This is a genomic window from Leisingera sp. McT4-56 (genome assembly GCF_020514995.1).
Lineage (GTDB): Bacteria > Pseudomonadota > Alphaproteobacteria > Rhodobacterales > Rhodobacteraceae > Leisingera > Leisingera aquaemixtae_A.
In genome coordinates this window covers 123,422-145,267 of sequence record NZ_JAJALF010000003.1, presented here as the reverse complement: position 1 = coordinate 145,267, position 21,846 = coordinate 123,422, and the positions used below count along the sequence as shown (strand labels likewise).

Genomic DNA, 21,846 nt, shown 5'->3' with positions numbered 1-21,846 from the left:
CGGGCCTTTCTGGCGGGGCGGGTCAGGGCTGCGTCAGATACTGTCTTGCCGATTTCTGCACGGCGCGGGTCACCTCGGCAAGGGCCGGGGCCATCACCCGCGCCACCTGCCAGGTGAGCGGCACCGGCAGCGTGGTGTCCGGGATCAGCGGCACCAGGCGGCCCGTGCGGATGTCCGCCTCCACCATCGCCAATGGGTTCATGCCCCAGCCCAGTCCCGCAGCGGCGGCATCTATGAACGCCTGGGTCGAGGGCAGGTAATGCGCCGGCGGCGCCAGCCCGGAGGCCACATTGCGCTCCAGCCACAGCCGCTGCAGGTTGTCCTTGGCGTTGAAGATCAGGCAGGGTGCGCGGGCGGCGGCCTTGGGCGTCACCCCGTCAGGAAACCAGCGCGCCATGAAATCCGGGCTGGCGGTTGCCGCATAATCCAGCGTGCCCAGCGGGTGGGCGTCAAACCCGGTCACCGGCTTGGAGCTGGCGGTGACCGCAGCTGAGACCTCGCCGCGCTTCAGCCACTCGGCGCTGTGGTCCTGGTCATCGACCAGCAGGTCGAACAGCACGCCGTCCACGGCTGCCATCGCATCGATGAACCAGCTCGCCAGGCTGTCGGCATTGACCGCAATCCGCAGCCGCACCGGGCCGTGATCCGCCTCCAGCGCCAGTTCACGCGCCAGCTGTGCCTCCAGCAGGCCAATATCTTCAGCGTGTTTGGCAATCCTTAGGCCAGCCGCAGTGCCTGTGCAGGGCGACCCGCGCAGCACAAGCGCAGTGCCGGTCCGGTCCTCCAGCGCCTTGATCCGCTGGGATATGGCCGAGGGCGTTACACGCAAGGAATGCGCCGCCGCCTCGAACGTGCCGAGGCGCAGCACCGCGCTCAGCGCTGCCAGCTGGCTGGGATCCATCTGCATTAGCAACTCTAATCTGACCTAAAACTCTTTAACTGGATTAATGCGGGGGCGGGCGGTAGTCAAACCTCAGACGCACACGAGGAGACACACATGCCCCCCAGCCTGATTGCCGGATTTGCCCTGGGCCTCAGCCTGATCATGGCCATTGGCGCCCAGAACGCCTTTGTCCTGCGCCAGGGGCTGCGGCGCCAGCATGTGTTCTGGATCTGCCTCACCTGCGCCGGCTCCGATGCGCTGCTGATCACCGCGGGCGTCTTTGGCTTTGGCTCCCTGGCGGTAGCGCTGCCCTGGTTCGAGCAGATGATGCGCTGGGGCGGCGCGGCCTTCCTGGTCTGGTACGGCGCCCGCGCCCTGCGTGCTGCCTGGCAGGGCGGTGAAACGCTGGAAGCCGCGCAGGAGGGAGCAGGCAGGGCGCTGATGCCGGTGCTGGCCACGGTGCTGGCGCTCACCTGGCTGAACCCGCATGTCTATCTGGACACGGTGGTGCTCTTGGGGTCGATCTCCGCCCAGTACCCGCAGCCGCTGGTCTTTGCCGCCGGGGCCGCGATTGCCAGCTTCACCTTCTTCTTCTCGCTGGGCTACGGCGCCAGCCTGCTGGCTCCGGTCTTTGCCCGCCCGCGCGCCTGGCAGGTGCTGGACGCCCTTGTCGGACTCACCATGTGGGCGATTGCCGCCAAGCTCCTCTTGATGTGACGAACAGCGCCTGTGCGGGGGCAGGGCTAACGCCTGCGCAGAAATGCCCTACCTTTCCCCCATGACAGCAGACAGGAGGGAAGGATGAGCTGGAATCCGGCACTGGAACCGCAATGCCCCGATGCGGGCAGCCTCGACGCCATCGAGACGGTGATCATTCCGCGCGCCCGCGACATCGGCGGCTTTGAGGTCCGCCGCGCGCTGCCCGCGCCGCGCCGCCAGATGGTCGGGCCGTTCATCTTCTTCGATCAGGCCGGGCCGGCCGAATTCCTGACCGGCCAGGGCATCGACGTGCGCCCGCATCCCCATATCGGCCTCGGCACAGTCACCTATCTCTATCAGGGCGAGTTCGAGCACCGGGACTCGCTCGGTACCCACCAGATGATCTACCCGGGCGAGGTGAACTGGATGGTGGCAGGCCAGGGCGTCACCCACTCTGAGCGCACCTCTGCCGCCACCCGTCAGGGCACAAGCAGCCTGTTCGGCATCCAGACCTGGATCGCGCTGCCCGACAGCCATGAAGATGTGCCCGCCGCCTTTGAGCACCACGGCAAGGAGGCGCTGCCGGTGCTGGAGGGCGAGGGCAAGACCGTGCGCCTGATCCTTGGCAACGCCTGGGGTGAGAAAGCCCCCGCAACCCTTTATTCCGAAACCTTTTATGCCGATGTGGTGCTGCACCCGGGCGCCAAGCTGCCGCTGCCTTCCGACCACGAGGACCGCGGGCTTTATGTCACGCAAGGCTCGGTGGAGATCGCGGGTGAGACCTTTGAGGCGGGCCGCATGATGGTGTTCCGCCCCGGCGACGAGATCACCGTGACCGCGGGTGCTGAGGGCGCCCGGCTGATGGCGCTGGGCGGCGAAACGCTGAACGGGCCGCGCTACATCTGGTGGAACTTCGTCGCCTCCTCCCGCGACCGGATCGAGGCCGCCAAGGCATCCTGGGCGGCGGGGGACTGGCAGCATGGCCGCTTCCAGCTGCCGCCCGGCGATGACCAGGAATTCATCCCGCTGCCCGAACGGCGGAAATAATTCACATGTGAAGTCTTGCGCCGCCGCCCGAACGGGTGTTCTGTCTGCCCATGAGCCAATCCGCCGCCCCTGTCCAGCATGCGCAGAACCCTTTGAAGGGGGTGTTCTGGATGGTTGTGACCGGTCTCTGCTTCGTTGCGGTGACTGCGCTGGTCAAATCGCTCGGCACCCGCATCCCGCCCGCCGAAAGCGCCTTCTTGCGGTATCTTCTGGGGCTGGTGTTTCTGATCCCGATGGCAGGTGCGCTGCGCAGGGCGCATCTCACCCCGCGGCTCTGGGCGCTGTTTGCAGGCCGCGGCGTTGTGCATACGGCGGGTGTGATCCTCTGGTTTTACGCCATGACCCAGATCCCGCTGGCCGAGGTCACAGCGATGAACTACCTGTCGCCGGTCTATGTCACCCTGGGCGCGGCGCTGTTCCTGGGGGAGAAGCTGGCCTTCCGCCGCATCACCGCCATTGCCGTTGCCCTGATCGGCGCGCTGATCATCCTGCGCCCCGGCTTCCGCGAGGTTTCGCCCGGCCATGTCGCCATGCTGTTCACCGCGGTGTCCTTCGGCGCCTCCTACCTGATTGCCAAATTCACCGTCGGCAGCAACAGCCCGGCGGTTGTTGTGGGGATGCTGTCGATCTTTGTCACCATCGGCCTGGCCCCCTTTGCCCTGGCGGCCTGGGTCACGCCGACGCTGGCAGAAACCGCGATCCTGTTCGGCGTTGCCTGCTTTGCCACCGCGGGCCATTACACCATGACCCTGGCGTTTGCCGCGGCGCCCGTGGCGGTAACCCAGCCGGTCACCTTTCTGCAGCTGGTCTGGGCCACCCTTCTTGGGGCGCTGGCCTTTGGCGAGCCTGCCGATATCTGGGTGATCTCCGGCGGCGGCCTGATTCTGGCGGCGGTCAGCTTCATTTCCTGGCGTGAAGCCAGGATAAAAAGGAGAAGTCTTTCATCTTCCGGTAATGCGACTGGCGTTTGATCGTCTTATGGATGTTACACGCCCGGGTTAAACTCCCGCCTTCATGGAAACTCGCGGGGGCCGTGAATGAAGAAATGCCTTTGGCTGCCTGTCCTGCTTCTGGCAGCGCTCCTTGAAACGACGGCGGCGCAGGCCGGGACCCGTATCTGCAATGATACGGAAGCTCTGCATCAGCTGGCCGTGACGCTGCACACTGGCGGCCGCTGGGTGGCGCAGGGGTGGCAGCCGCTGCGGCCGGGCGACTGCGCGGAACCGGTGCCGGAAGGCTATCACAGCAAGTTTTTCTATTTCCGCGCCGAAGGCGCCGGCTACCGTTTCCGCGACGACAGCGTCCGGTTCTGCACCGCCCCGGGCCGGTTCCGGATCGCGGACGACGGTGCTTGCGAGGTTCCGAACCAATCCCGGCAGGGCTTTGCCAAGGCGCTCACCGGAGCACGGGAGCGGACGGTTCAGCTCAGCAGCCGTTCGCATCCAGCAAGCGGCGGCGCAGCGGCTGCGCCGCTGCAGGAAATCCACTACGCCTCGGCCGGTGGGGCACAGCATGCCGACCGCTCGAACTATGCGGTGGATGTGGTCTTTCAGGGCTGCACGCAGCAGGGGGAAACGGAAACGGTTACCTGCAAGTTTGTCGGCAACGGCATGGAAATCGGCGCCGAGGGCAGGGTGCAGATCTCCGATCCGGTCTTCACCTATCTGCTGGGGCTGCTGCGCGGCGCCCCGCTGGCCATTGACGGGGAGATGATCACCCGCTTCGGCTCCTTCGGGGAGCTGGAGCTGCACAGCGTCACGCCGCGGGTGCCGAACCGGTTCGACAAGATGCTGCAGCAGATGCAGGGGGAATGGCTGTCGGAACGCAATCCGAAGGACAGGTTTTCCATTTCCGGCGCGGTGCGCCGGGTCCGCTACGGCGGCGTCGAGATGACGCCGGAATTTATCACGATCCAGGAAAGCTGCCGCGATCTTCAGGGCGCTGGCGACTACCTGATGGCCTGGGACAGCCAGCGCGGCACCAGCATGTGCTACCTGATCCAGTCCCTCGGCGCTGAGCGGATGACACTGGTCTACCTGCCGCGCGGCACCCGGCTGGATTACCGCAGGGTGCCGTAGCTGGGCAGCTGCGGGCCGGCAAAAGTCAGGGGATCACCAGGTCCACCACCCGGTGCGCTGCGGCGCGGGCGTCCTCCGGGTCCAGCGCTTCTTCCGACTGCGCCGCCTGCAGCCAGACCCCGTCCATATAGCACTGCAGCGCCTGGCGGGCGGTTTCCACCCGCTCGGCAGGCAAAAGCGCCCGCAGCTCGGCCAGGAAATGGCTGCGCACCCGGGCCCGGTTGATTCGGTGCAGGCGGCTGAGACGCGGCGAATAGGGGGCATTGGCCCAGAACTGCATCCAGATGCTGCACTGGGGAACGGTGAACAGATCGTCGGCAAAATTCGCATCCATCACGGCATAAAGCCGCTCGCGCGGGGTGCGCGCGGTGGCGTAGCCGTCGCTCATCGCGGCGCGCAGCTTGCCCAGAAGATGCAGCATGGTGGCTTCCATCAGCCCTTCCTTGGAGCCGAAATAATAGTTGATCGAGGCTGCCGAGGCGCCGGCCTCCCGCGCGATTTCCGCCATGGTTACAACGCCGTAGCCGCGCTTGTGCACGGCAACGATGGTGGCTTCGATCAGCTCTTCGTTGCGGATGTCCCGGATGCGTTTCCTGCTCATGAATAAGTTGTGCGGCAATTGGGCCGGCGTTTCAACTGTTGTTCGCGCGATTCCGAATCTTGAATGACCGTTTAAAAAACTGTTTGGCGCATCAGCCTGCTGTGGTATGTACTCCTCCCATGTCTTAGGGCGGACACCGCCCGGAAATGGGAGGGACATATGACTTCAATCATCTCGTTCGGGATTCTGCTGGCCTTTGCGCTGGTGGCGTTCTGCGTGATCAAGTGGTGGAACGTCCGCAACGTCGGCGTGACCCCCGTTCACCTTTTCACCTTCATCGCAATCCTGTTCACCTCCGGTCTGGACGTGGGCCTGATCATGTTCCCGCTGGCCTGGGACTTCCCGCTTTATGCGGACACCGCGGCGGAACCGGCCTATGCCTTCACCAACCCGCTGGCGCTGGAGTTCGGCTTCTGGGGCTTCCTGATCTGGGGCTTCTACTTCCTGACGACCTTCTATTTCTGCGTGGTTGAGCCGCGGGTGAAGTTCTTCGAAATCCCGCTGGTGAAGTGGATCAACAACATCGTGATCATCGGCACCTGCGCCTTCACCGGCGCGCTGTTCCTGATCTACCTGCCGTATTACGCCACCTTCATGGGCGACGGCGAAACGGTGATCCCGGCCTTCTATGTCATCACCTTCCTGGTGATCCTGTTTGCCGCCTTCTCCTCCACCGACATCAAATACGTGCGTATCCTGTCGGTCGGCTCCACCGTGCTGTTCCTGGCGCTGATCCTGGGCATGTGGGCCTATGCAGGCATGGGCCTGGGCGCCTTTGCCGACACCGCAGGCAACATCGGCGGCTATTTCGCCAACATCCACAAGTTCATCCTGCCGCTGACCGACTATCATGAGTTCTACCTGTTCTGGTGGTTCGCATGGTCGATCATGATCGGCCAGTTCACTTCCCGCTTTGTCGGCGGCCTGCGCACCTGGCAGGTACTGGCAGCGCTGCTGATCTTCCCGTCGATCCCGCTGGGTGTGTGGTTCTCGGTCCTGTACTACTACCACCTGAACAGCATCGAAACGACGCTGCTGATCAACGTCTCCATGGTCGCGGTGGGCATCATCTTCGTGGTCAACTCCTTTGACTCGCTGATCCGCCTCTACACCGACAACCTGAACCTGACGGCCAAGCGTTTCGGCACCATTCCCTACGTGCTCGGCAACGCGGTTGTGCTCTTCGGCCTGACCCTGGCCTTCCAGAGCCAGTGGCTGCAGATCCAGTGGATCGGCACCATCGTGATCGCCATCTACGTGGCCTGCCTGGCCTACATCGTGGCCTTCAAGCGCAGCGAAGTCATGAGCATCGACGCCTCGCCCGAGGAAAACACGCTCGACTTCGAAAAGATCAAGACAGCCCATTAAGGGCGGTCTCCCGGCTGGCCCCCAAGTTTCCCCGAATGAAGGGACCAGCCTTTAACTGCCTGGCAGCGCTTTCGGGCCTGCCAGGCGCCTTTGCAAAGCATCGCCTTATACTGGGAGGTCCGCGATGAGTGCCCCGAATATCCTGATCCTGATGGTTGACCAGTTGAATGGGACGCTTTTCCCGGACGGCCCGGCCGAGTGGCTGCATGCTCCGAACCTGAAAAAGCTGGCGGAACGCTCGACCCGCTTCAAGAACGCCTATACCGCGTCGCCGCTCTGCGCCCCGGGCCGCGCCTCCTTCATGTCCGGCCAGTTGCCCTCGCGCACCGGCGTCTATGACAACGCCGCCGAATTCCGCAGCGACATCCCGACATATGCCCACCACCTGCGCCGCGCGGGCTACTACACCTGCCTCTCGGGCAAGATGCACTTTGTTGGCCCCGACCAGCTGCACGGGTTCGAAGACCGGCTGACCACCGACATTTACCCGGCCGATTTCGGCTGGACCCCGGACTACCGCAAGCCGGGCGAACGCATCGACTGGTGGTACCACAACATGGGGAGCGTTACCGGGGCAGGGGTGGCGGAAACTTCCAACCAGATGGAATACGACGACGAGGTCGCCTACAACGCCACCGCCAAGCTCTATGAGCTGTCGCGCGGGCTGGATGACCGCCCCTGGTGCGTCACCGTCTCCTTCACCCATCCGCACGACCCCTATGTGGCGCGCCGCAAATACTGGGATCTCTATGAGGACTGCGAGCACCTGCTGCCCGAAGTCCCGGCCAAGGCGTATGAGGACCACGACCCGCACGCGCAGCGGATCTTTGACGCCAACGACTGGCGCAGCTTCGACATCACCGAAGAAGACATCAAACGCTCCCGCCGCGCCTATTTCGCCAATATTTCCTATCTGGATGACAAGATCGGCGAGATCCTGAACGTGCTGGAGACCACCCGGCAGGAGGCGATCATCCTGTTTGTCTCCGACCACGGCGACATGCTGGGCGAGCGCGGCCTGTGGTTCAAGATGAACTTCTACGAGGGCTCCGCCCGGGTGCCGCTGATGATCTCCGCCCCGGACCTGCCTGCGGGCCGCATCGACACACCGGTTTCCACCATCGACGTGACCCCGACGCTGGGGGCGCTGGCCGGTGTCGACATGGGTGAGATCGAGCCCTGGACCGACGGCCAGAACCTGGTGCCGCTGGCCACCGGAACAGAACGCAGCGCGCCGGTGCTGATGGAATACGCGGCAGAGGCGTCCTACGCGCCGCTGGTCTCCATGCGCTACGGCAAGTGGAAGTACAACCGTTGCGCCCTGGACCCCGATCAGCTGTTCGACCTGGAGGCCGACCCGCACGAGCTCAACAACCTGGCAGAGGACCCGGCCCATGCAGGCACGCTGGAATCCTTGCGCGCCAAGTCGGAGGCGCGCTGGGATCTGGAGGCCTTCGATGCAGATGTGCGCGCCAGCCAGGCCCGCCGCTGGGTCGTCTATGAGGCGCTGCGCCAGGGCGGCTACTACCCCTGGGATTACCAGCCGCTGCAAAAGGCCTCCGAGCGCTACATGCGCAACCACATGAATCTCGACAACCTCGAGGAAAGCAAACGCTTTCCGCGCGGCGAATAACCATAGCAACCGTTCAGCATCTCCCCCTGCTGAAGACCCCCGCTGGAGACACACAACATGACACATCCCGCACAGCCCAAGGCCAGCCATTTCATCAACGGCGAATACGTCGAAGACACGTCCGGCACGCCGATTCCTGTGATCTATGCCGCCACTGGTGAGCAGATTGCCACCGTCTACGCCGCCACCCCGGCAATCGTCGAGCAGGCGCTGTCCACCGCCAAGGAAGCGCAAAAGGCCTGGGCCAAGATGACCGGCACCGAGCGCGGCCGCATCCTGCGCCGCGCCGCCGACATCATGCGCGAGCGCAACCATGAACTCAGCGTTCTGGAAACCTACGACACCGGCAAGCCGCTGCAGGAAACCCTGGTGGCCGACGCCACCTCCGGCGCCGACGCGCTGGAATATTTCGGCGGCCTGGCAGGCTCCCTGACCGGCGAGCACATCCCGATGGGCGAGGACTGGGTCTACACCGTGCGCGAGGCGCTGGGCCTGTGTGTGGGCATCGGCGCCTGGAACTACCCGACCCAGATCGCCTGCTGGAAAGGCGCGCCCGCGCTGGCCTGCGGCAACTCGATGGTGTTCAAACCGTCTGAGACCACGCCGCTCTGCGCCCTGAAAGTGGCCGAGATCCTGCATGAGGCGGGCGCCCCGGCCGGTATCTACAACGTCATTCAGGGCATGGGCGAGGTCGGCGGCGCGCTGGTCACCGATCCGCGCGTCGACAAGGTCTCGCTCACCGGCTCGGTGCCGACCGGCAAGAAGGTTTATGCCGCCGCCGCCGAAGGCATGAAGCATGTCACCATGGAGCTGGGCGGCAAGTCGCCGCTGATCATCTTTGATGACGCCGATGTGGAAAACGCCGTCGGCGGTGCCATCAACGGCAACTTCTATTCTTCCGGCCAGGTCTGCTCCAACGGCACCCGCGTGTTCGTGCAGAAAGGTATCAAGGAAAAATTCCTGGCCCGTCTGGCAGAACGCACCGGCGCCGCCGTGCTGGGCGACCCGCAGGACGAGGCCACCAGCTTCGGCCCGATGGTCTCCGAGAACCAGATGAACATTGTGCTGGGCTACATCGAAAAGGGCAAAGAGGAAGGCGCCCGCCTGGTCTGCGGCGGCAACCGCGCCGACATGCCGGGCTTCTTCGTTGAGCCGACCGTCTTTGCCGATGTGACCGACGGCATGACCATCGCCCGCGAGGAGATCTTCGGCCCGGTGATGTCTGTTCTGGACTTCGACACCGAGGAAGAGGTGATCGCGCGCGCCAATGACACCGAATTCGGCCTCAGCGCCGGCGTCTTCACCAACGACTTCAGCCGCGCCCATCGGGTGATCGGCCAGCTCGAGGCAGGCAGCTGCTTCATCAACTCCTACAACGACGCGCCGGTCGAGGCGCCGTTCGGCGGCGTGAAGGCGTCTGGTGTCGGCCGCGAGAACTCGAAAGAGGCGATCAAGCACTTCAGCCAGGTGAAGTCGGTCTACGTCCGCATGGGCGACGTCGAAGCGGCGTTCTGATCGGCGCTGCCTGAAAGCAACGGCCGGGCAGGGCGCCCCGCGCGCCCGCCCAATCTGAAGAAAACGGCAGCAGTCCAGATCTTCCGGCTGCCGGATGGAGAATGGAAATGAACGCGGATTATGTGATTGTCGGGGCCGGCTCTGCCGGCTGTGCCATGGCCTACCGGCTCAGCGAGGCCGGCAAGAAGGTCCTGGTGATCGAACACGGCGGCACCGATGCCGGGCCGTTTATCCAGATGCCGGGCGCGCTCAGCTACCCGATGAACATGCCGCTTTACGACTGGGGCTACAAATCCCAGCCCGAGCCGCATCTGGGCGGCCGCGAACTGGTCTGCCCGCGCGGCAAGGTGATCGGCGGCTCTTCCTCGATCAACGGCATGGTCTATGTGCGCGGCCACGCGGGCGACTACAACCACTGGGCCGAGTCGGGCGCCGCCGGCTGGTCCTATGCTGATGTGCTCCCGTACTTCAAACGCATGGAAACCTGGAACGACCGCGGCCACGGCGGCGACCCGGACTGGCGCGGCAAGGACGGCCCGCTGCACGTGACCCGCGGTCCTCGCGACAACCCGCTGCATGACGCCTTCGTAAAGGCGGGCGAGCAGGCGGGCTACCCGGTCACCTCCGACTACAACGGCGAGCAGCAGGAAGGCTTCGGCCCGATGGAGATGACGGTCTACAAGGGCCGCCGCTGGTCCGCCGCCAACGCCTATCTGAAGCCTGCCCTGAAACGTGAAAACTGCGACCTGATCCGCGCCTTCGCCCGCAAGGTGGTGATCGAGGACGGCCGCGCCGTGGGCGTCGAGATCGAACGCGGCGGCAAGGTCGAGGTGATCCGCGCAAATGCCGAGGTGATCCTGGCGGCCTCCTCGCTGAACTCCCCCAAGATGCTGATGCTGTCCGGCATCGGCCCGGCCAAGCACCTGGCCGAGCACGGCATCGACGTGGTCGCCGACCGCCCCGGCGTCGGCCAGAACCTGCAGGACCACCTGGAATTCTACTTCCAGTTCGCCTGTAAACAGCCGATCACCCTGTTCAAATACTGGAACCTGCTGGGCAAAGGCCTGGTCGGGGCCCAGTGGATGTTCACCAAGACCGGCCTGGGCGCCTCGAACCAGTTCGAAAGCGCCGCCTTCATCCGCTCCGACAAGGGCGTGGATTACCCGGACATCCAGTACCACTTCCTGCCGATTGCGGTCCGCTACGACGGCCAGGCGGCGGCAGAGGGGCACGGCTTCCAGGCCCACGTCGGCCCGATGCGCTCCCCCTCGCGCGGCGAGGTCACCCTGGCGTCGAGCGATCCCAAGGACGCGCCGAACATCCTGTTCAACTACATGTCGACCGAGCAGGACTGGATCGACTTCCGCAAATGCGTGCGCCTGACGCGGGAGATCTTTGCCCAGGACGCAATGAAGCCTTTCCTCAAGCACGAGATCCAGCCCGGCGACCACCTGCAGACCGACGACGAAATCGACGGCTTCCTGCGCGAGCACGTGGAAAGCGCCTATCACCCCTGCGGCACCTGCAAGATGGGCGCGGCGGAGGATCCAATGGCCGTTGTCGACCCGGAATGCCGGGTGATCGGCGTTGACGGCCTGCGCGTTGCCGACAGCTCGATCTTCCCGCGGATCACCAACGGCAACCTCAACGGCCCCTCGATCATGACCGGCGAGAAGGCCTCCGACCACATCCTGGGCCGCCGCCTGCCGTCCTCCAACGCAGAGCCGTGGTTCAACCCGAACTGGCGCGAAGCGCAACGCTGATCCTGTTGCGTTGCCAGCAAGCCGCCCGCCACCTCCCCTTTGTGCGGGCGGCTTACTTTTTGCCTGGAAACCAGCGCCTTTCCCGCATCTTTTGATCCGCGTCAAAGTCGCCGGGCAGGGCAGGCAATAACCTGCAACCGACCCTAGGAAGAAGGAGCGAGCAGGTGTCCAACACTCCCCATGAACTGGCCGAGGAATTCCCGGAAAAAGCGGCGCTGATGAGCCAGCTGAAACAGTCCGACGCGCATTTCGCCAAACTGTCGGATGAATACCACGCGGTGAACCGCGCCGTGCACCGGGCGGAAACCAACGTGGAACCCGTCAGCGCCCAGGCCGAAACCGAAATGCGCAAACAGCGCGCCGCGCTGAAAGACGAGATCTGGGGGATCCTGTCGAAGGCGTGAATTTTTCAGGCCGAAGGAAAATGCAGGGGGCACCGATGGTGCCCCTCTTTTCTTAATACCCCCCCACTGGCATTCCAAGCAGCGGGGCGCTCGCGCACGTTAAGCGCGCGTGAAATCCATGGTCCAATTTGTCTCCCAGGTCTTGCCGCCGTCCCGGGACATCGCTTGCTCCCAACGGGGCGTCTCAGTTCCGGTGTTCAGCCAGAGGAACCTGACAGTTACGGGTTCACCGCGCAGCGTGTCCTCCGCAAAGAAAGATCCGGTGCCGTCCTCGAACCGGCCAACCACAGGGACGTCCAATTGGTGCGGGGCGTTTGCCGACAGCCACCATATCGCCCAGGTCCCGCTGACAGGATCAAAAGACCGCAGCGCAATGGCGCGGTACACTCCGTCGGGGAAATTGAGAAAGTTGTCTTCTACGTTTCCATTGCCGCCAAGAACCGCCCGGGTTTCCGAGGTGCCTTCGAACTCTTCCCAATCATCGCAGCCTGCCAGCCGCTCTTTCAGCCTGCGATGACGCACGTTCCAGCGGCCGAACTCAAAATCGAAATCCCGGGATATGCTGTCCTTCTCTTCCATGGAGGTATCCTTTTGCAGCGTGTCAATTAAACATGTTCTTGTTTTGTTCGTGCTTGGCCGTCAAGTCAAGGAGGAAACCCCGCTGCCTGGCGCATGGCACTTCGCGAGGTGCATTTAGCAGTTTTTCCAGTTCGTTACCGCCATGGTGCGTCCCGCCCGCTGTGGCCAACAACAACGTCGTGCCTTCCAGCGGCCAAGCCGTGACCGGTATGGGCAAACAGCGGGCCGCGCTGAAGGACGGGGTGCGGGGGCTGTCGGAGGGGGGAGGCCGACAGGAACCCGTTTAGGAGAGGGGCGCCAAGGTCGCCCCCTATTTGCTTCCGGGCGGATGGTCCTGCCTGTGCCGGGACGTCACTGCGACTCGCGGCTGGATTGATCCCGATGCGGCAACAAAGGCCGCGCGGCCCCTTTAATGTCCAGAAAACCATCCGGGAAATGAGGGGATTTTGGTTAATTTAAGGCAAATTCGTCAAAATTGTGACCAAGGGCGCTATTTGTAGCCTGCAGCCGGAGTCCGGCTTTTACGCCGCCGCAGCGGAGTGTTTTGCGAAGGAGCAACCAAATGGGACAGATCTATCAGCCGGGGCGCTGGCAGGAGATCGAGGGCGTGCCCGACGAAACTTCTGACGCGGAAATGCTTGCGGCGATCCGGAACGTGGTCAGGGCGGATACCGCGGTCCGAACAGAGGCGGAAGTACCCGCGCCTGTCCGGGTGCGGCAGTGGCAGCCTGCCCCGGCAGAGCACCCCAAACAGCCGCCGGAAGCGGCGGTCAAGGCTGAACGCGCCCTGATGGCCCGCCTGCTGGACCGTCTGCGCGGTTGAACTTTCTGCCTGCTTTTCGTCTGGCCTAGCTGCCGCCGGTTTCCGGAATTCTCGCAATGAATTCCGAGAGTTTCTTCCATGCAGCAATGTCTGCTTGCTCGGGATCACCTGCCCGGTGCTCGGGCTTTCCGCCTTCCAGCACGGGGGCAAAGGCTGCTGCGGCTAGTTTCAGATCCGCATCGCTGCCGATCCGCCAAGTGTCGCCTGCGGGCTGCTGTGGCGGAGAATCCAGCTTCTGGCCAATCCGCGCTTCAATCCAGGCGAGATCATCAGCGTTTGCAGAGATGATGCCGGCGGCCAGATCCGGGCATAATTCAAACCGCGGGCCGGGCAGCTCCATCAGCGCATTGACGATCCTGCGGTCTCTTCGGACAAGGGCGGGCGTGCCAAGCCGGATATCGCTGTTCCGGCGGTAGCAGGAAATGAGAGCCAGGGCCGTGGCCGTCATGCTGATGTTTCGGGTTTCATGGGCACCCGTGACCGGCGCTAGGCCGGCCCAGTCCGTGAAATCCTGAACAACGTCTCCCCCGGTGAAACCGCTGGGCGCATAGACGCGCAGCCGGACGTTTTCCGGTCCGAAGACGCGGTCAATTGTCTCAAAGCGGTTCCGGTATTCAGGCCACCGGGGGGCGAATTTCACTGCGCCTGTCTTGATGTCTTGCTGCAGAGAGCTCCGGAGGTAGTCTGCAGGCGGGCGCACATAGGCATAGACAGCGGTCTCCTTGAAATGCGGGCTGAACCGGTCGCGCACCCGTGTCAGTGCCGCTTCGCCTGCTATGGAAAACCACTCCGCAGACAGAATGAAGGTATCCTCCGGCCGGTTGCGCAGCTGGCGCCTGACCCGCATTTCCAGTTTCTTGCGTTTTTCCGCCAGGTCAGCTGCGCTCAGTCCCTGCTGTTTGAAGGCAATGTACTGCTCCGGTTGATCGTCAAACAGCATTCTGCAAGGTGCCGAATGGTTCGGACGGCCAAGCCGCATGGCATGGGCACCTTCAGACTGTCCGGCGGCGAGCGCGGCTTGAATGGAGGTGCTGCCGGTCTTGTGCATCCCGGCGTGGATGATCAAACGTTTCCTGCTGCGCGGCGGCATTGCTCAGACCTCGTTCCTGCAATCAGTCGTGCAGTGCATCAGTTCACCTCATAGGGCAACACGCCGCGCTGGTCGGTGTTGATGGTCAGTCGCCGCTCCAGCGGCGGCACCGAGCGCTGGTGGCAGTCCTTCCTCTCGCAGATCCTGCAGGAGATGCCGATCGGTTCATAGGCGCTGTCCTGGTTCACATCCAGCCCGTCGGCATAGACCAGCGCATCGGCATGGCGCACCTCGCACCCCAGCGCAATGGCATAGCGGCGCACCGGCGCGCCGAAGGAGCCGCCCGGTTTCGACACATCGCGGGCCAGCGAGATATAGCGCACCCCGTCCGGCGTCTCCGCCAGCTGGCGCAGGAACCGGCCCGGGGTCTCGAACGCCCGGTGCACGTTCCACAGGGGGCAGGCGCCGCCGAACCGGGCAAACTGCAGCCGTGTGGCCGAGTGCCGCTTGGTGATGGTGCCCGCCTGATCCACCCGCACGAAAAAGAACGGCACCCCCTTGGCGCCGGGCCGCTGCAGGGTCGAGAGCCGGTGCGCGATCTGCTCGATCGAGGCGCCAAAGCGGATCGCCAGCAGCTCCAGGTCATGGCGGCAGGCCTGCGCCGCCTCCAGGAACCGCCCGTAGGGCATCAGCGCCGCGCCCGCAAAATAGTTGGCGAGGCCGATCTTGGCGATGGCGCGGGCCTCCTCGCTCTGGAACTTTGCAAAGTCCAGCGTCGCCTCCAGCAGGGTGTTCTGCCGCAAAAGCGCCACCTGCAGCAGCATCTGGAACAGCTGCGTCTGCGGCGCGGAGCGGTTCGACAGATGCAGCACCTGCGCCTCGGCGTCGTAATGGCGCAACCCCTCCATCTCGGTCTGGCGCACCTTGATGCCGCCGCGCTCCAGCTCGGCAATCGCGGCGGCGCGGATGTCGCTGGTGGCGGCAAAGCGTTCCGCCGCGTGGTCCACCGCGTCGATGTAGTTGTCGCAGTAATGGAAGAAATCGCGCACTTCCTCCCAAGGCGACGCCTGAATGCGGGCATCCTCCCGCCCCAGCGCCTCATCCAAGGAGGCCAGGCGCTCATGGGTCTGCCTATAGGCCCGGTGCAGCGCCAGAAAGGCCCGCGCCAGCGCCGGGGCGTTTGAGGCGGTCAGCCGCAGATCCGCCAGCGGCGGCGCATCGTCGGCAAATACCGGATCGGCCATAGCCTCGCGCATGTCGCTGACCAGCCGTTCGCTGTCGCCCGCGCTCAGCTCGGTCACATCCATGCCGAATTCCTGCGCCAGCGCCAGCACCACCGTGGTCGACACCGGGCGGTTGTTGTTCTCCATCTGGTTCAGATAGGGCAGGGAGACGCCCAGCTTGGCGGCGAAATCCTTCTGCGTCAGGTCCAGCCGCTGCCGCATCTCGCGCAGCTTGGCGCCGGCGTAAAGTTTCTGGGTGGCCATGGGGGCGCCTTTGCAAATCCATTTTCTGCGAATGGTATAATTGCAAATCCGCGCCCGCAAGCCTGTGGCCGGGGTTATGCGCCGATCTGACGCTCCCGCAGCACCACCAGCAGGATCGCAATCAGCCCGCACAGGGCGGTTCCGAACATGATCGCCAACAGCGGCACCGCGGTTGACCCCGGCACCAGCAGCATCCCCGCAAAGGCGCTGAGCGCGGCACCCGCGCCGATCATGATCGCGCCGCTGAGGCCCGAGGCAGTGCCCGCCAGATGCGGCCGCACCGAAATCGCGCCGGCGGTGGCATTGGGGATCGCCATGCCGTTGCCCAGGCCGACAAAGCACATGAGGCCGAAGAAGGTGAACACGCTGTCTGCGCCTGCCACCGCGATCAGCAGCGACAGCAGCACGCCGCCGCCATTGATCACGCAGCCCCACAGCACCATGCGGTTGACCCCCAGCCGGGTGGAATACCGCCCCGACACGAAATTGCCGGCGAAATACCCCACCGCAGGCGCCGAGAACCAGACGCCCAGCTCCGCGGTGCTGAGGCCGTAGACCTCGGTGCCGACAAAAGGCGCGCCGCCCAGGTAGGCAAAAAACGCCCCTGATGAGAGGCCGGAGGACAGCGAGTAGCCCCAGAACCGCGGAGAGCGCAGCAGCTCCGGGTACTCGCGGAACTGCGCCACCAGCGTCTTGCCGCTCTTGTGCGCGGTCTCGCCGAAATCGGTGAAGGTGATCAGCAGCGTCGCCGCGCCAACCAGGAACAGCAGCCAGAAGTTGGCGGTCCAGCCCATCCACTGGTCCAGGAAGCCGCCGATTGCCGGGCCGATCATCGGCACCACCGCCATGCCCATGGTGACATAGCCGATCATGCTGGCGGCCTCGTTGGTGTCATACATGTCGCGCACCGCGGCGCGGCTCAGCACCATGGTCGCGGCCACCGCTGTCTGCGCCACCCGGAACATCAGGAACAGCTCCGCTGTCGGCGCATAGATGCAGCCCAATGTGGCCAGCAGGAACAGCACGATGCTGCCCAGGATCACCGGCCGCCGCCCCATCTGGTCGGAAATCGGCCCGACAAAAATCTGCACCACCGCATTGCCGGCCAGATACAGCGCCACCGACAGCTGCATCACCCGGTAGTCGACCGCATAGTACTCTGCCATCCCCGCCAGCGACGGCAGGTGCAGGTTCATGCCAAGCGCCGACAGGCCTGCCAGCAGGATCAGGGTGAAAATGCGCGGAGGCGTCCGCTGGCCGGCGGCCCGGGTATCATATGTGGACATACCATCCGGTTAGAGCAGTCGGCCCGCGTTGTCCATCAGTCCTCTGTGCGGCGGCGCACAGGGGGGACGCCGCGTCAAAAGTTCCTTGCGTGAAAAACAAGGCGTCTCCTATGGTTGGTCAGGCAATAGATTATTGTGCGTTTTCAAGGCCGCCCCAAGCCCGGATGAGGTGACAAATGGCCAATACCCCAGACCCGCTTGCCAACAACCCGGCCGTCCGGCAATGGGCCGAACGCTTCTATGCGGTCAAGGCCTGGGCCATGCCGGACTTGCCCGGCGGTGGCGATGAGGCCGCGGAGCAGCGGCGCGCGGCCGCGCTTGCGGCGCTCGGCAAGATCGCCATCCCCGCCGCGCTCAGCTCCGGCGCGCGGCGCAGCCTGGCAGGCGGGCGCAAGGCGCTGAAGAAGGAAATCCTCAGCGCCGGCGCGGCAGAAGCCTTTGACAAGATCGACAATGATATCAAGGAGCTGGAAACCCGGATCGCCGCGCAGCTGGGCGTCGCCGCCGCCCGGGCCAAGGCGCAGGCAGCCCTTGCCGCGGCAGAGGACAGGTTCAAGGCGGTGCGCGACAGCCTCGATCAGGGCGCCTTCACCCATCTGGAGGGGCTGATCAAGGCGGCGCAGAAGGCGATGGCAGCGGCGGTCTCCGCCAGCGACTTCGAGGCGGTGGAAGCTGCGGCCAAGGATGCCGCCGCCAAGGCGGAGGACGCCAATACCTACGGCCGGTTTTTCGACAGCTGGACCCGCGGCACCCTGGCGCTGATTGCAGCGATGAACGGCGGCGCCAAGGACGCCGCCGAGGCCGACCGCAGCGCCCGGATGAAAACCGCCGCAGGCCATTCCAAGGCGGGGGACTTCGGCGCGGCAAAGGCGGCGCTGGAGGGCTGGAAGGCCAACCTCGGCGACGGGGGCGACCTTGACAAGGCGCTCAGCTTCGACGCCAAACTGGCGGAATACATGGCAACCGCCCATGACCGCTGCGAATTCATCCTCGCCAGCGCGGTGCCGGATGCCGGCAGCTACCGCAACCATCTGAAAAACGCCAAGAAGAAGGCCTACAAGGAGCAGAAGTTCACCGAGGCCGAGGCGCTGGTTCAGGAGCTGATGAATTACAGCTCCAAGGACCGCGGCGCGCTGGCCCGCTACATGCGCAGCTTCGACGGCTCGCTGCGGGCCGACAAGGGGTTCCGCGATGCGCTGGCGGCGGCGGATACCAAGCAGGAGTTCAAGGGCGCCAACAACCCCTCAGGCGCGATGGCGGATCTCAAGGCCTGGGAAAAGGCCAACAAGGCGCTGATGCGCAAGAGCCTGTCCAAGCAGATCGTCAAGGCGCTTGCGAAGAAGTACGAAGCGCTGAGCAAGGTGCTGGCAGACCCGGAGCTGAGCGACCTGAAAGACACCTGGGACAGGCACAAGGCGCTGGCGGATGCGGACAACTTCGACAAGGACGCCGGCGCGCCGCAGTACCACGCCAAGCTCGACCAGCTGTTCAAGCTGGAGAAGGTGGTGGACGAGCGCCGCGAGATGGCGCTGATCCTGCAGCGCTATCCGGCCGCCGCGGCCTACGGTTTCCAGAACCCGGTCGCGGATGCCCTGACTGCGCAGAAATACCCGGAGGCGGTGGCCGCGGTGCCGGGCGCTCTGGCGCTGCTGCGCGCGATGCCCGCCTATCTGGACACCCGGCAGGCTGCACAGGACCTGCTGGCGGCGCTGCCCGGCGGTGCGGGCGGGCTGACCGGCCCGCTGGACGCGGCAATCAAGGCGGCGGAGGCTACCGCGCGCGGCGGCGATCCGGCCAAGGCAGCGGCGGATCTGCAGGCGGTGCTGGACGGCACCGATTACCTGGACCTGGTGCTGGCGATGGCCGACTACCGCGCCAAGCTCGCCAGGGTCGAAAAGGAGCACGCCCGCACCAAGGCATACCTCAAGCTGCCGGAAGCCGAGGCCGCGCTGGATGCCTCGCTGAAAACCGCCATGGACCGGGCGGACAACGACAGGGAATACGGCGACGCCTTCCTGATGCTGGACGCGCATCAGAAGCTGCTGGCGGAGGCCAAGCCGATGGCGACGGCCCGCTATCAGGTGCAGGGCATCCTCAAGGCGCTGAAACGGGCCGGCGCGTCCCAGGATGATCTAGACGCCTTTGAAGTCAAGGTTTCAGCGGCAGAGGCCGAGGCAAAGATACCGGATTTTGCCAAGGCCAAAGCCGCCTTTGACCAGGTCCGCAAGGAGCTGGAAAAGCTCAGCGCCGAGGCGGCGGAAGCCTATGAAATGGTGGACGGAGTTGACAGCAACGCAGGCCACTCGCTCGACCGCCACGGCCCCGGTGTCAGCGACGAGGACTTGATCATCCGGCTCAAGACCGGCAAGCCGCCCAATGCCCACTCCGATGATGAGCGCTCCTATACCGGTGCTTCATCCAAGTTCCACAGCCCGCAGGACTGGCTGGCGGGCCGCGAACTGGCGGCGCAGGCGGCGCTGGCCAAGGGCATCGACATCGGCGAAAAGGAGATGGATGTTTCCGGAGATCCGCTGACCTGGCCGGAGGAAAACGCCGATTTCACCGTCGAGCACGGCCGCCCGATCGACAAGGCCTATATCGGCCACAAGAAACACGTCCGCATGGATGAGGAGCCGGTCCCGGACAAGACCTATGAAACCTTCGAAGAGGTCGAGGGCCTGACCCGCGCCTATGTGAACTTCATCTGGGAGCCGGAGAAGCTGCCGGATGAGACGACGGACCATCCCAACCCCGGCACGCACCATGCCGAGGAAAAAGCCCAGGACAACGCCGATTACGTCGAGAAATACAAAACCCGGCACGGCGCCGCCCCGGCCAAGATCCCGGGGCGCTGGGTGATGATGCAGCAATACCCGGTCGCCGACGGCTGGGACAATGAAACCAAGACCTACACCAGTGGCAATCCGGACAATATGATCCCATGAAGATACGCAAGGAACTGATCGAAGGCTACACACGGCTCCTGACCATGGGCCGGGCGGTCAACGCGCCCGACCCGATGGCGGATCTGGCGCAATTCGACGCCGACATCCGCGCCATGCACAGACGCGCCCACAAGGAGGGCAACCTGGACTGGCTGCGCCTGGCGCTGGATTCGCTGATCGCCAGCCCGGGCGGCCGCATCAGCCAGTTTGCAGGCCAGCAGTACCCGTTCGACGACGCGGAACTGGCGGCGCTGTTCCGCCGCGCCTACGGCATGATCTGGCCGGATCAGCCGCTCTCCGAACCGGGGGAGGAGGCCGATCTGGAGTTTGCCGAGATGAGCGCAGAGGAATGGGCCGCCGCCACCGGCGCCAGCTAGGAGGATGCCATGCCTGACCAGGCTTTTGACGCCGACGCCGTCCTGAAACTGCTGAAGAAGTCCAAGGCGTCCGGCAACGAGCTGCCCTTTGCCTTCGGGCTTGCAGGCAAGCCGGAAAACTGCGGCCTGATGATCGACCTGCGCAAGCCCGGCAAGGTACTGCGCGGCGATCTGAAGAAGATGCCGGGCATCAAGAAAACCTGTTTCGGCACCTTGCGGGTGGAGGAGAACGAGGTCTTTCTGCAGACGGAGAAACCGGTGAAGGGTATCGTCAAGCAGCTGAAGAAGCGGTTCAAGGCGGAAGGCATGGTCAAGTTCAAGCCGGTGCTGGTCGGCCCCGACGGCAGCATCATCGACGAGGACAGCCTGCCGGATGACGACGCGGAAGAGCTTGAAACGAGCGCGCCCGCGCAGGCGGAGGATGGCGCCGCCGCCGCTCTGAAGCAGCGCATCGCTGCCGCTGCGGAGGCTGTGAAGGCGCTGGGCAACCCGGAGCTTGCGGGCAAGCTGGCGCCGGAAATCAAGGCTAGCGCCAAGCTGCTGGGGCAGGGCGACCACGACGGCTGCGCCGCGCGCATCGCCCGGCTGGAGGCAGCGCTGGCCAAGCTGCAAAGCCAGCCCAAACCCGCCCCGGCCGATGCGGAGCAGGCCGCCAAGCTCTCCAAGCTGCTGGCGGCGCAGGCGGCAAGGATCAAGGCGCTGCCGCCGGAACAGGCGGCGCCGCTGGCCGAGCAGGCCCGCGCCGTTGCGGCCAGCCTCAAGTCCGGCGCGCTGCCGCAGGCCGCAGAGGGCCTGAAGGCGCTGATCAGGGCGCTCGACGCCCCGGCAGGGACGGAGACGGAGACGCCGCAGGCGGACGTGATGGAAATCTGGCAGGCCGCCAAGGAGCAGGTGGACGGCGGCATCTCTGAATTGCAGGCGGCGCTGCGGTCGCAGAACCACCCGGTGCTGGCGCAGATCGCCGATGCCGGGCTGGCCGGCGCCACTGACGGCAACCAGACCGCGCTGATGAAGGCCCTGTTTGAGATGAAATCCGCCACCGGCGAGGCCCGCAAAGCAGCAGCCCAGGCGCTGCTGGCGCAAATTGCCGCGTATCTCAAGTTCCTCAAGGACGACCCGGTGATCGCCCTGGTGGAGGACAACCCCTTTGGTATCTCCGCCCCGGTGAAGGCGCCGCTGACCAGCGCCCTGCGGCAGATGGCCGAGATCGCCAAGGCTGCCTGACGCGGTCTCTCCGGCCCCGCAAAAAGGGGCCGGACGCCATGCCTGAAATTTGCTGATTTACAACTTTGCCAACCTCATATGCAAACGGTTTGCAAATTTGCGAA

General features: G+C 64.7%; 19 protein-coding genes. 13 read left to right on the top strand and 6 right to left on the bottom strand.

Annotation, left to right across the window (positions count from 1 at the left end; all coding sequences use genetic code 11):
• Positions 1 to 22: 22 nt before the first annotated feature.
• A complete protein-coding gene (locus tag LHL23_RS05950) occupies positions 23 to 907 on the bottom strand; it encodes a LysR family transcriptional regulator ArgP (protein WP_226429153.1) in 885 nt (294 codons plus the stop codon).
• A 90-nt stretch (positions 908 to 997) separates the two neighbouring features.
• On the opposite strand from LHL23_RS05950, the gene LHL23_RS05945 reads away from it, so the two are divergent.
• From LHL23_RS05945 to LHL23_RS05930, 4 genes are all read left to right on the top strand, one after another.
• On the top strand, positions 998 to 1,600 hold the full coding sequence (locus tag LHL23_RS05945; protein WP_226429152.1) for a LysE/ArgO family amino acid transporter: 603 nt from the start codon (positions 998 to 1,000) through the stop codon (positions 1,598 to 1,600).
• Positions 1,601 to 1,684: 84 nt separating this feature from the next.
• On the top strand, positions 1,685 to 2,629 hold the full coding sequence (locus tag LHL23_RS05940; protein WP_226429151.1) for a pirin family protein: 945 nt from the start codon (positions 1,685 to 1,687) through the stop codon (positions 2,627 to 2,629).
• A 50-nt stretch (positions 2,630 to 2,679) separates the two neighbouring features.
• Positions 2,680 to 3,600, top strand: a complete 921-nt coding sequence (locus LHL23_RS05935; protein ID WP_226429150.1) for a DMT family transporter — start codon at positions 2,680 to 2,682, stop codon at positions 3,598 to 3,600.
• A gap of 66 nt (positions 3,601 to 3,666) precedes the next feature.
• Complete coding sequence (locus LHL23_RS05930) at positions 3,667 to 4,707, top strand: DUF1036 domain-containing protein (protein ID WP_226429149.1); 1,041 nt, start codon at positions 3,667 to 3,669, stop codon at positions 4,705 to 4,707.
• Positions 4,708 to 4,732: 25 nt separating this feature from the next.
• On the opposite strand, the gene betI is transcribed toward LHL23_RS05930, so the two are convergent.
• Entirely contained in the window at positions 4,733 to 5,308 is a 576-nt protein-coding gene (betI, locus tag LHL23_RS05925; RefSeq protein WP_222478400.1) for a choline-binding transcriptional repressor BetI, read from the bottom strand.
• A gap of 159 nt (positions 5,309 to 5,467) precedes the next feature.
• On the opposite strand from betI, the gene LHL23_RS05920 reads away from it, so the two are divergent.
• The 5 genes from LHL23_RS05920 (at position 5,468) to LHL23_RS05900 (ending at position 11,991) form a co-directional block, all read left to right on the top strand.
• On the top strand, positions 5,468 to 6,676 hold the full coding sequence (locus LHL23_RS05920; RefSeq protein WP_222478403.1) for a BCCT family transporter: 1,209 nt from the start codon (positions 5,468 to 5,470) through the stop codon (positions 6,674 to 6,676).
• A 124-nt stretch (positions 6,677 to 6,800) separates the two neighbouring features.
• A complete protein-coding gene (gene betC, locus LHL23_RS05915) occupies positions 6,801 to 8,309 on the top strand; it encodes a choline-sulfatase (protein ID WP_226429148.1) in 1,509 nt (502 codons plus the stop codon).
• Positions 8,310 to 8,366: 57 nt separating this feature from the next.
• Entirely contained in the window at positions 8,367 to 9,824 is a 1,458-nt protein-coding gene (gene betB / locus LHL23_RS05910; protein ID WP_226429147.1) for a betaine-aldehyde dehydrogenase, read from the top strand.
• 107 nt (positions 9,825 to 9,931) lie between these two features.
• Positions 9,932 to 11,587, top strand: coding sequence for a choline dehydrogenase (betA, locus tag LHL23_RS05905; protein ID WP_226429146.1), 1,656 nt, complete (start codon positions 9,932 to 9,934; stop codon positions 11,585 to 11,587).
• Positions 11,588 to 11,751: 164 nt separating this feature from the next.
• Positions 11,752 to 11,991 carry a YdcH family protein gene (locus tag LHL23_RS05900; RefSeq protein WP_222478411.1) on the top strand — a complete coding sequence of 80 codons (240 nt, stop codon included), beginning with the start codon at positions 11,752 to 11,754 and terminating at the stop codon, positions 11,989 to 11,991.
• Between the two features lie 99 nt (positions 11,992 to 12,090).
• Here the strand turns inward: LHL23_RS05900 and LHL23_RS05895 are convergent, their stop codons facing one another.
• Positions 12,091 to 12,570: a DUF1579 domain-containing protein gene (locus tag LHL23_RS05895; RefSeq protein WP_226429145.1), complete on the bottom strand. Its 480-nt coding sequence runs from the start codon at positions 12,568 to 12,570 to the stop codon at positions 12,091 to 12,093.
• Positions 12,571 to 13,132: 562 nt separating this feature from the next.
• On the opposite strand from LHL23_RS05895, the gene LHL23_RS05890 reads away from it, so the two are divergent.
• Positions 13,133 to 13,393: a hypothetical protein gene (locus tag LHL23_RS05890; protein WP_226429144.1), complete on the top strand. Its 261-nt coding sequence runs from the start codon at positions 13,133 to 13,135 to the stop codon at positions 13,391 to 13,393.
• A gap of 25 nt (positions 13,394 to 13,418) precedes the next feature.
• Here LHL23_RS05890 and LHL23_RS05885 read toward each other — a convergent pair whose 3' ends face one another.
• From LHL23_RS05885 to LHL23_RS05875, 3 genes are all read right to left on the bottom strand, one after another.
• A complete protein-coding gene (locus tag LHL23_RS05885; protein ID WP_226429143.1) occupies positions 13,419 to 14,333 on the bottom strand; it encodes a hypothetical protein in 915 nt (304 codons plus the stop codon).
• Between the two features lie 188 nt (positions 14,334 to 14,521).
• Positions 14,522 to 15,910, bottom strand: a complete 1,389-nt coding sequence (locus LHL23_RS05880; RefSeq protein WP_222478419.1) for a helix-turn-helix domain-containing protein — start codon at positions 15,908 to 15,910, stop codon at positions 14,522 to 14,524.
• A 74-nt stretch (positions 15,911 to 15,984) separates the two neighbouring features.
• Positions 15,985 to 17,196, bottom strand: coding sequence for a multidrug effflux MFS transporter (locus tag LHL23_RS05875; RefSeq protein ID WP_226429142.1), 1,212 nt, complete (start codon positions 17,194 to 17,196; stop codon positions 15,985 to 15,987).
• A 176-nt stretch (positions 17,197 to 17,372) separates the two neighbouring features.
• On the opposite strand from LHL23_RS05875, the gene LHL23_RS05870 reads away from it, so the two are divergent.
• Genes LHL23_RS05870 through LHL23_RS05860 form a run of 3 tightly spaced genes read left to right on the top strand, consistent with a single transcriptional unit; the run spans position 17,373 to position 21,742 of the window.
• Positions 17,373 to 20,141 (top strand): hypothetical protein, encoded by a 2,769-nt coding sequence (locus tag LHL23_RS05870; RefSeq protein WP_226429141.1) that lies wholly within the window; start codon positions 17,373 to 17,375, stop codon positions 20,139 to 20,141.
• Positions 20,138 to 20,518 carry a hypothetical protein gene (locus LHL23_RS05865; protein ID WP_226429140.1) on the top strand — a complete coding sequence of 127 codons (381 nt, stop codon included), beginning with the start codon at positions 20,138 to 20,140 and terminating at the stop codon, positions 20,516 to 20,518. The genes LHL23_RS05870 and LHL23_RS05865 overlap by 4 nt, the downstream gene beginning before the upstream one ends.
• A gap of 9 nt (positions 20,519 to 20,527) precedes the next feature.
• Complete coding sequence (locus tag LHL23_RS05860; protein WP_226429139.1) at positions 20,528 to 21,742, top strand: FUSC family protein; 1,215 nt, start codon at positions 20,528 to 20,530, stop codon at positions 21,740 to 21,742.
• Positions 21,743 to 21,846 lie beyond the last annotated feature (104 nt).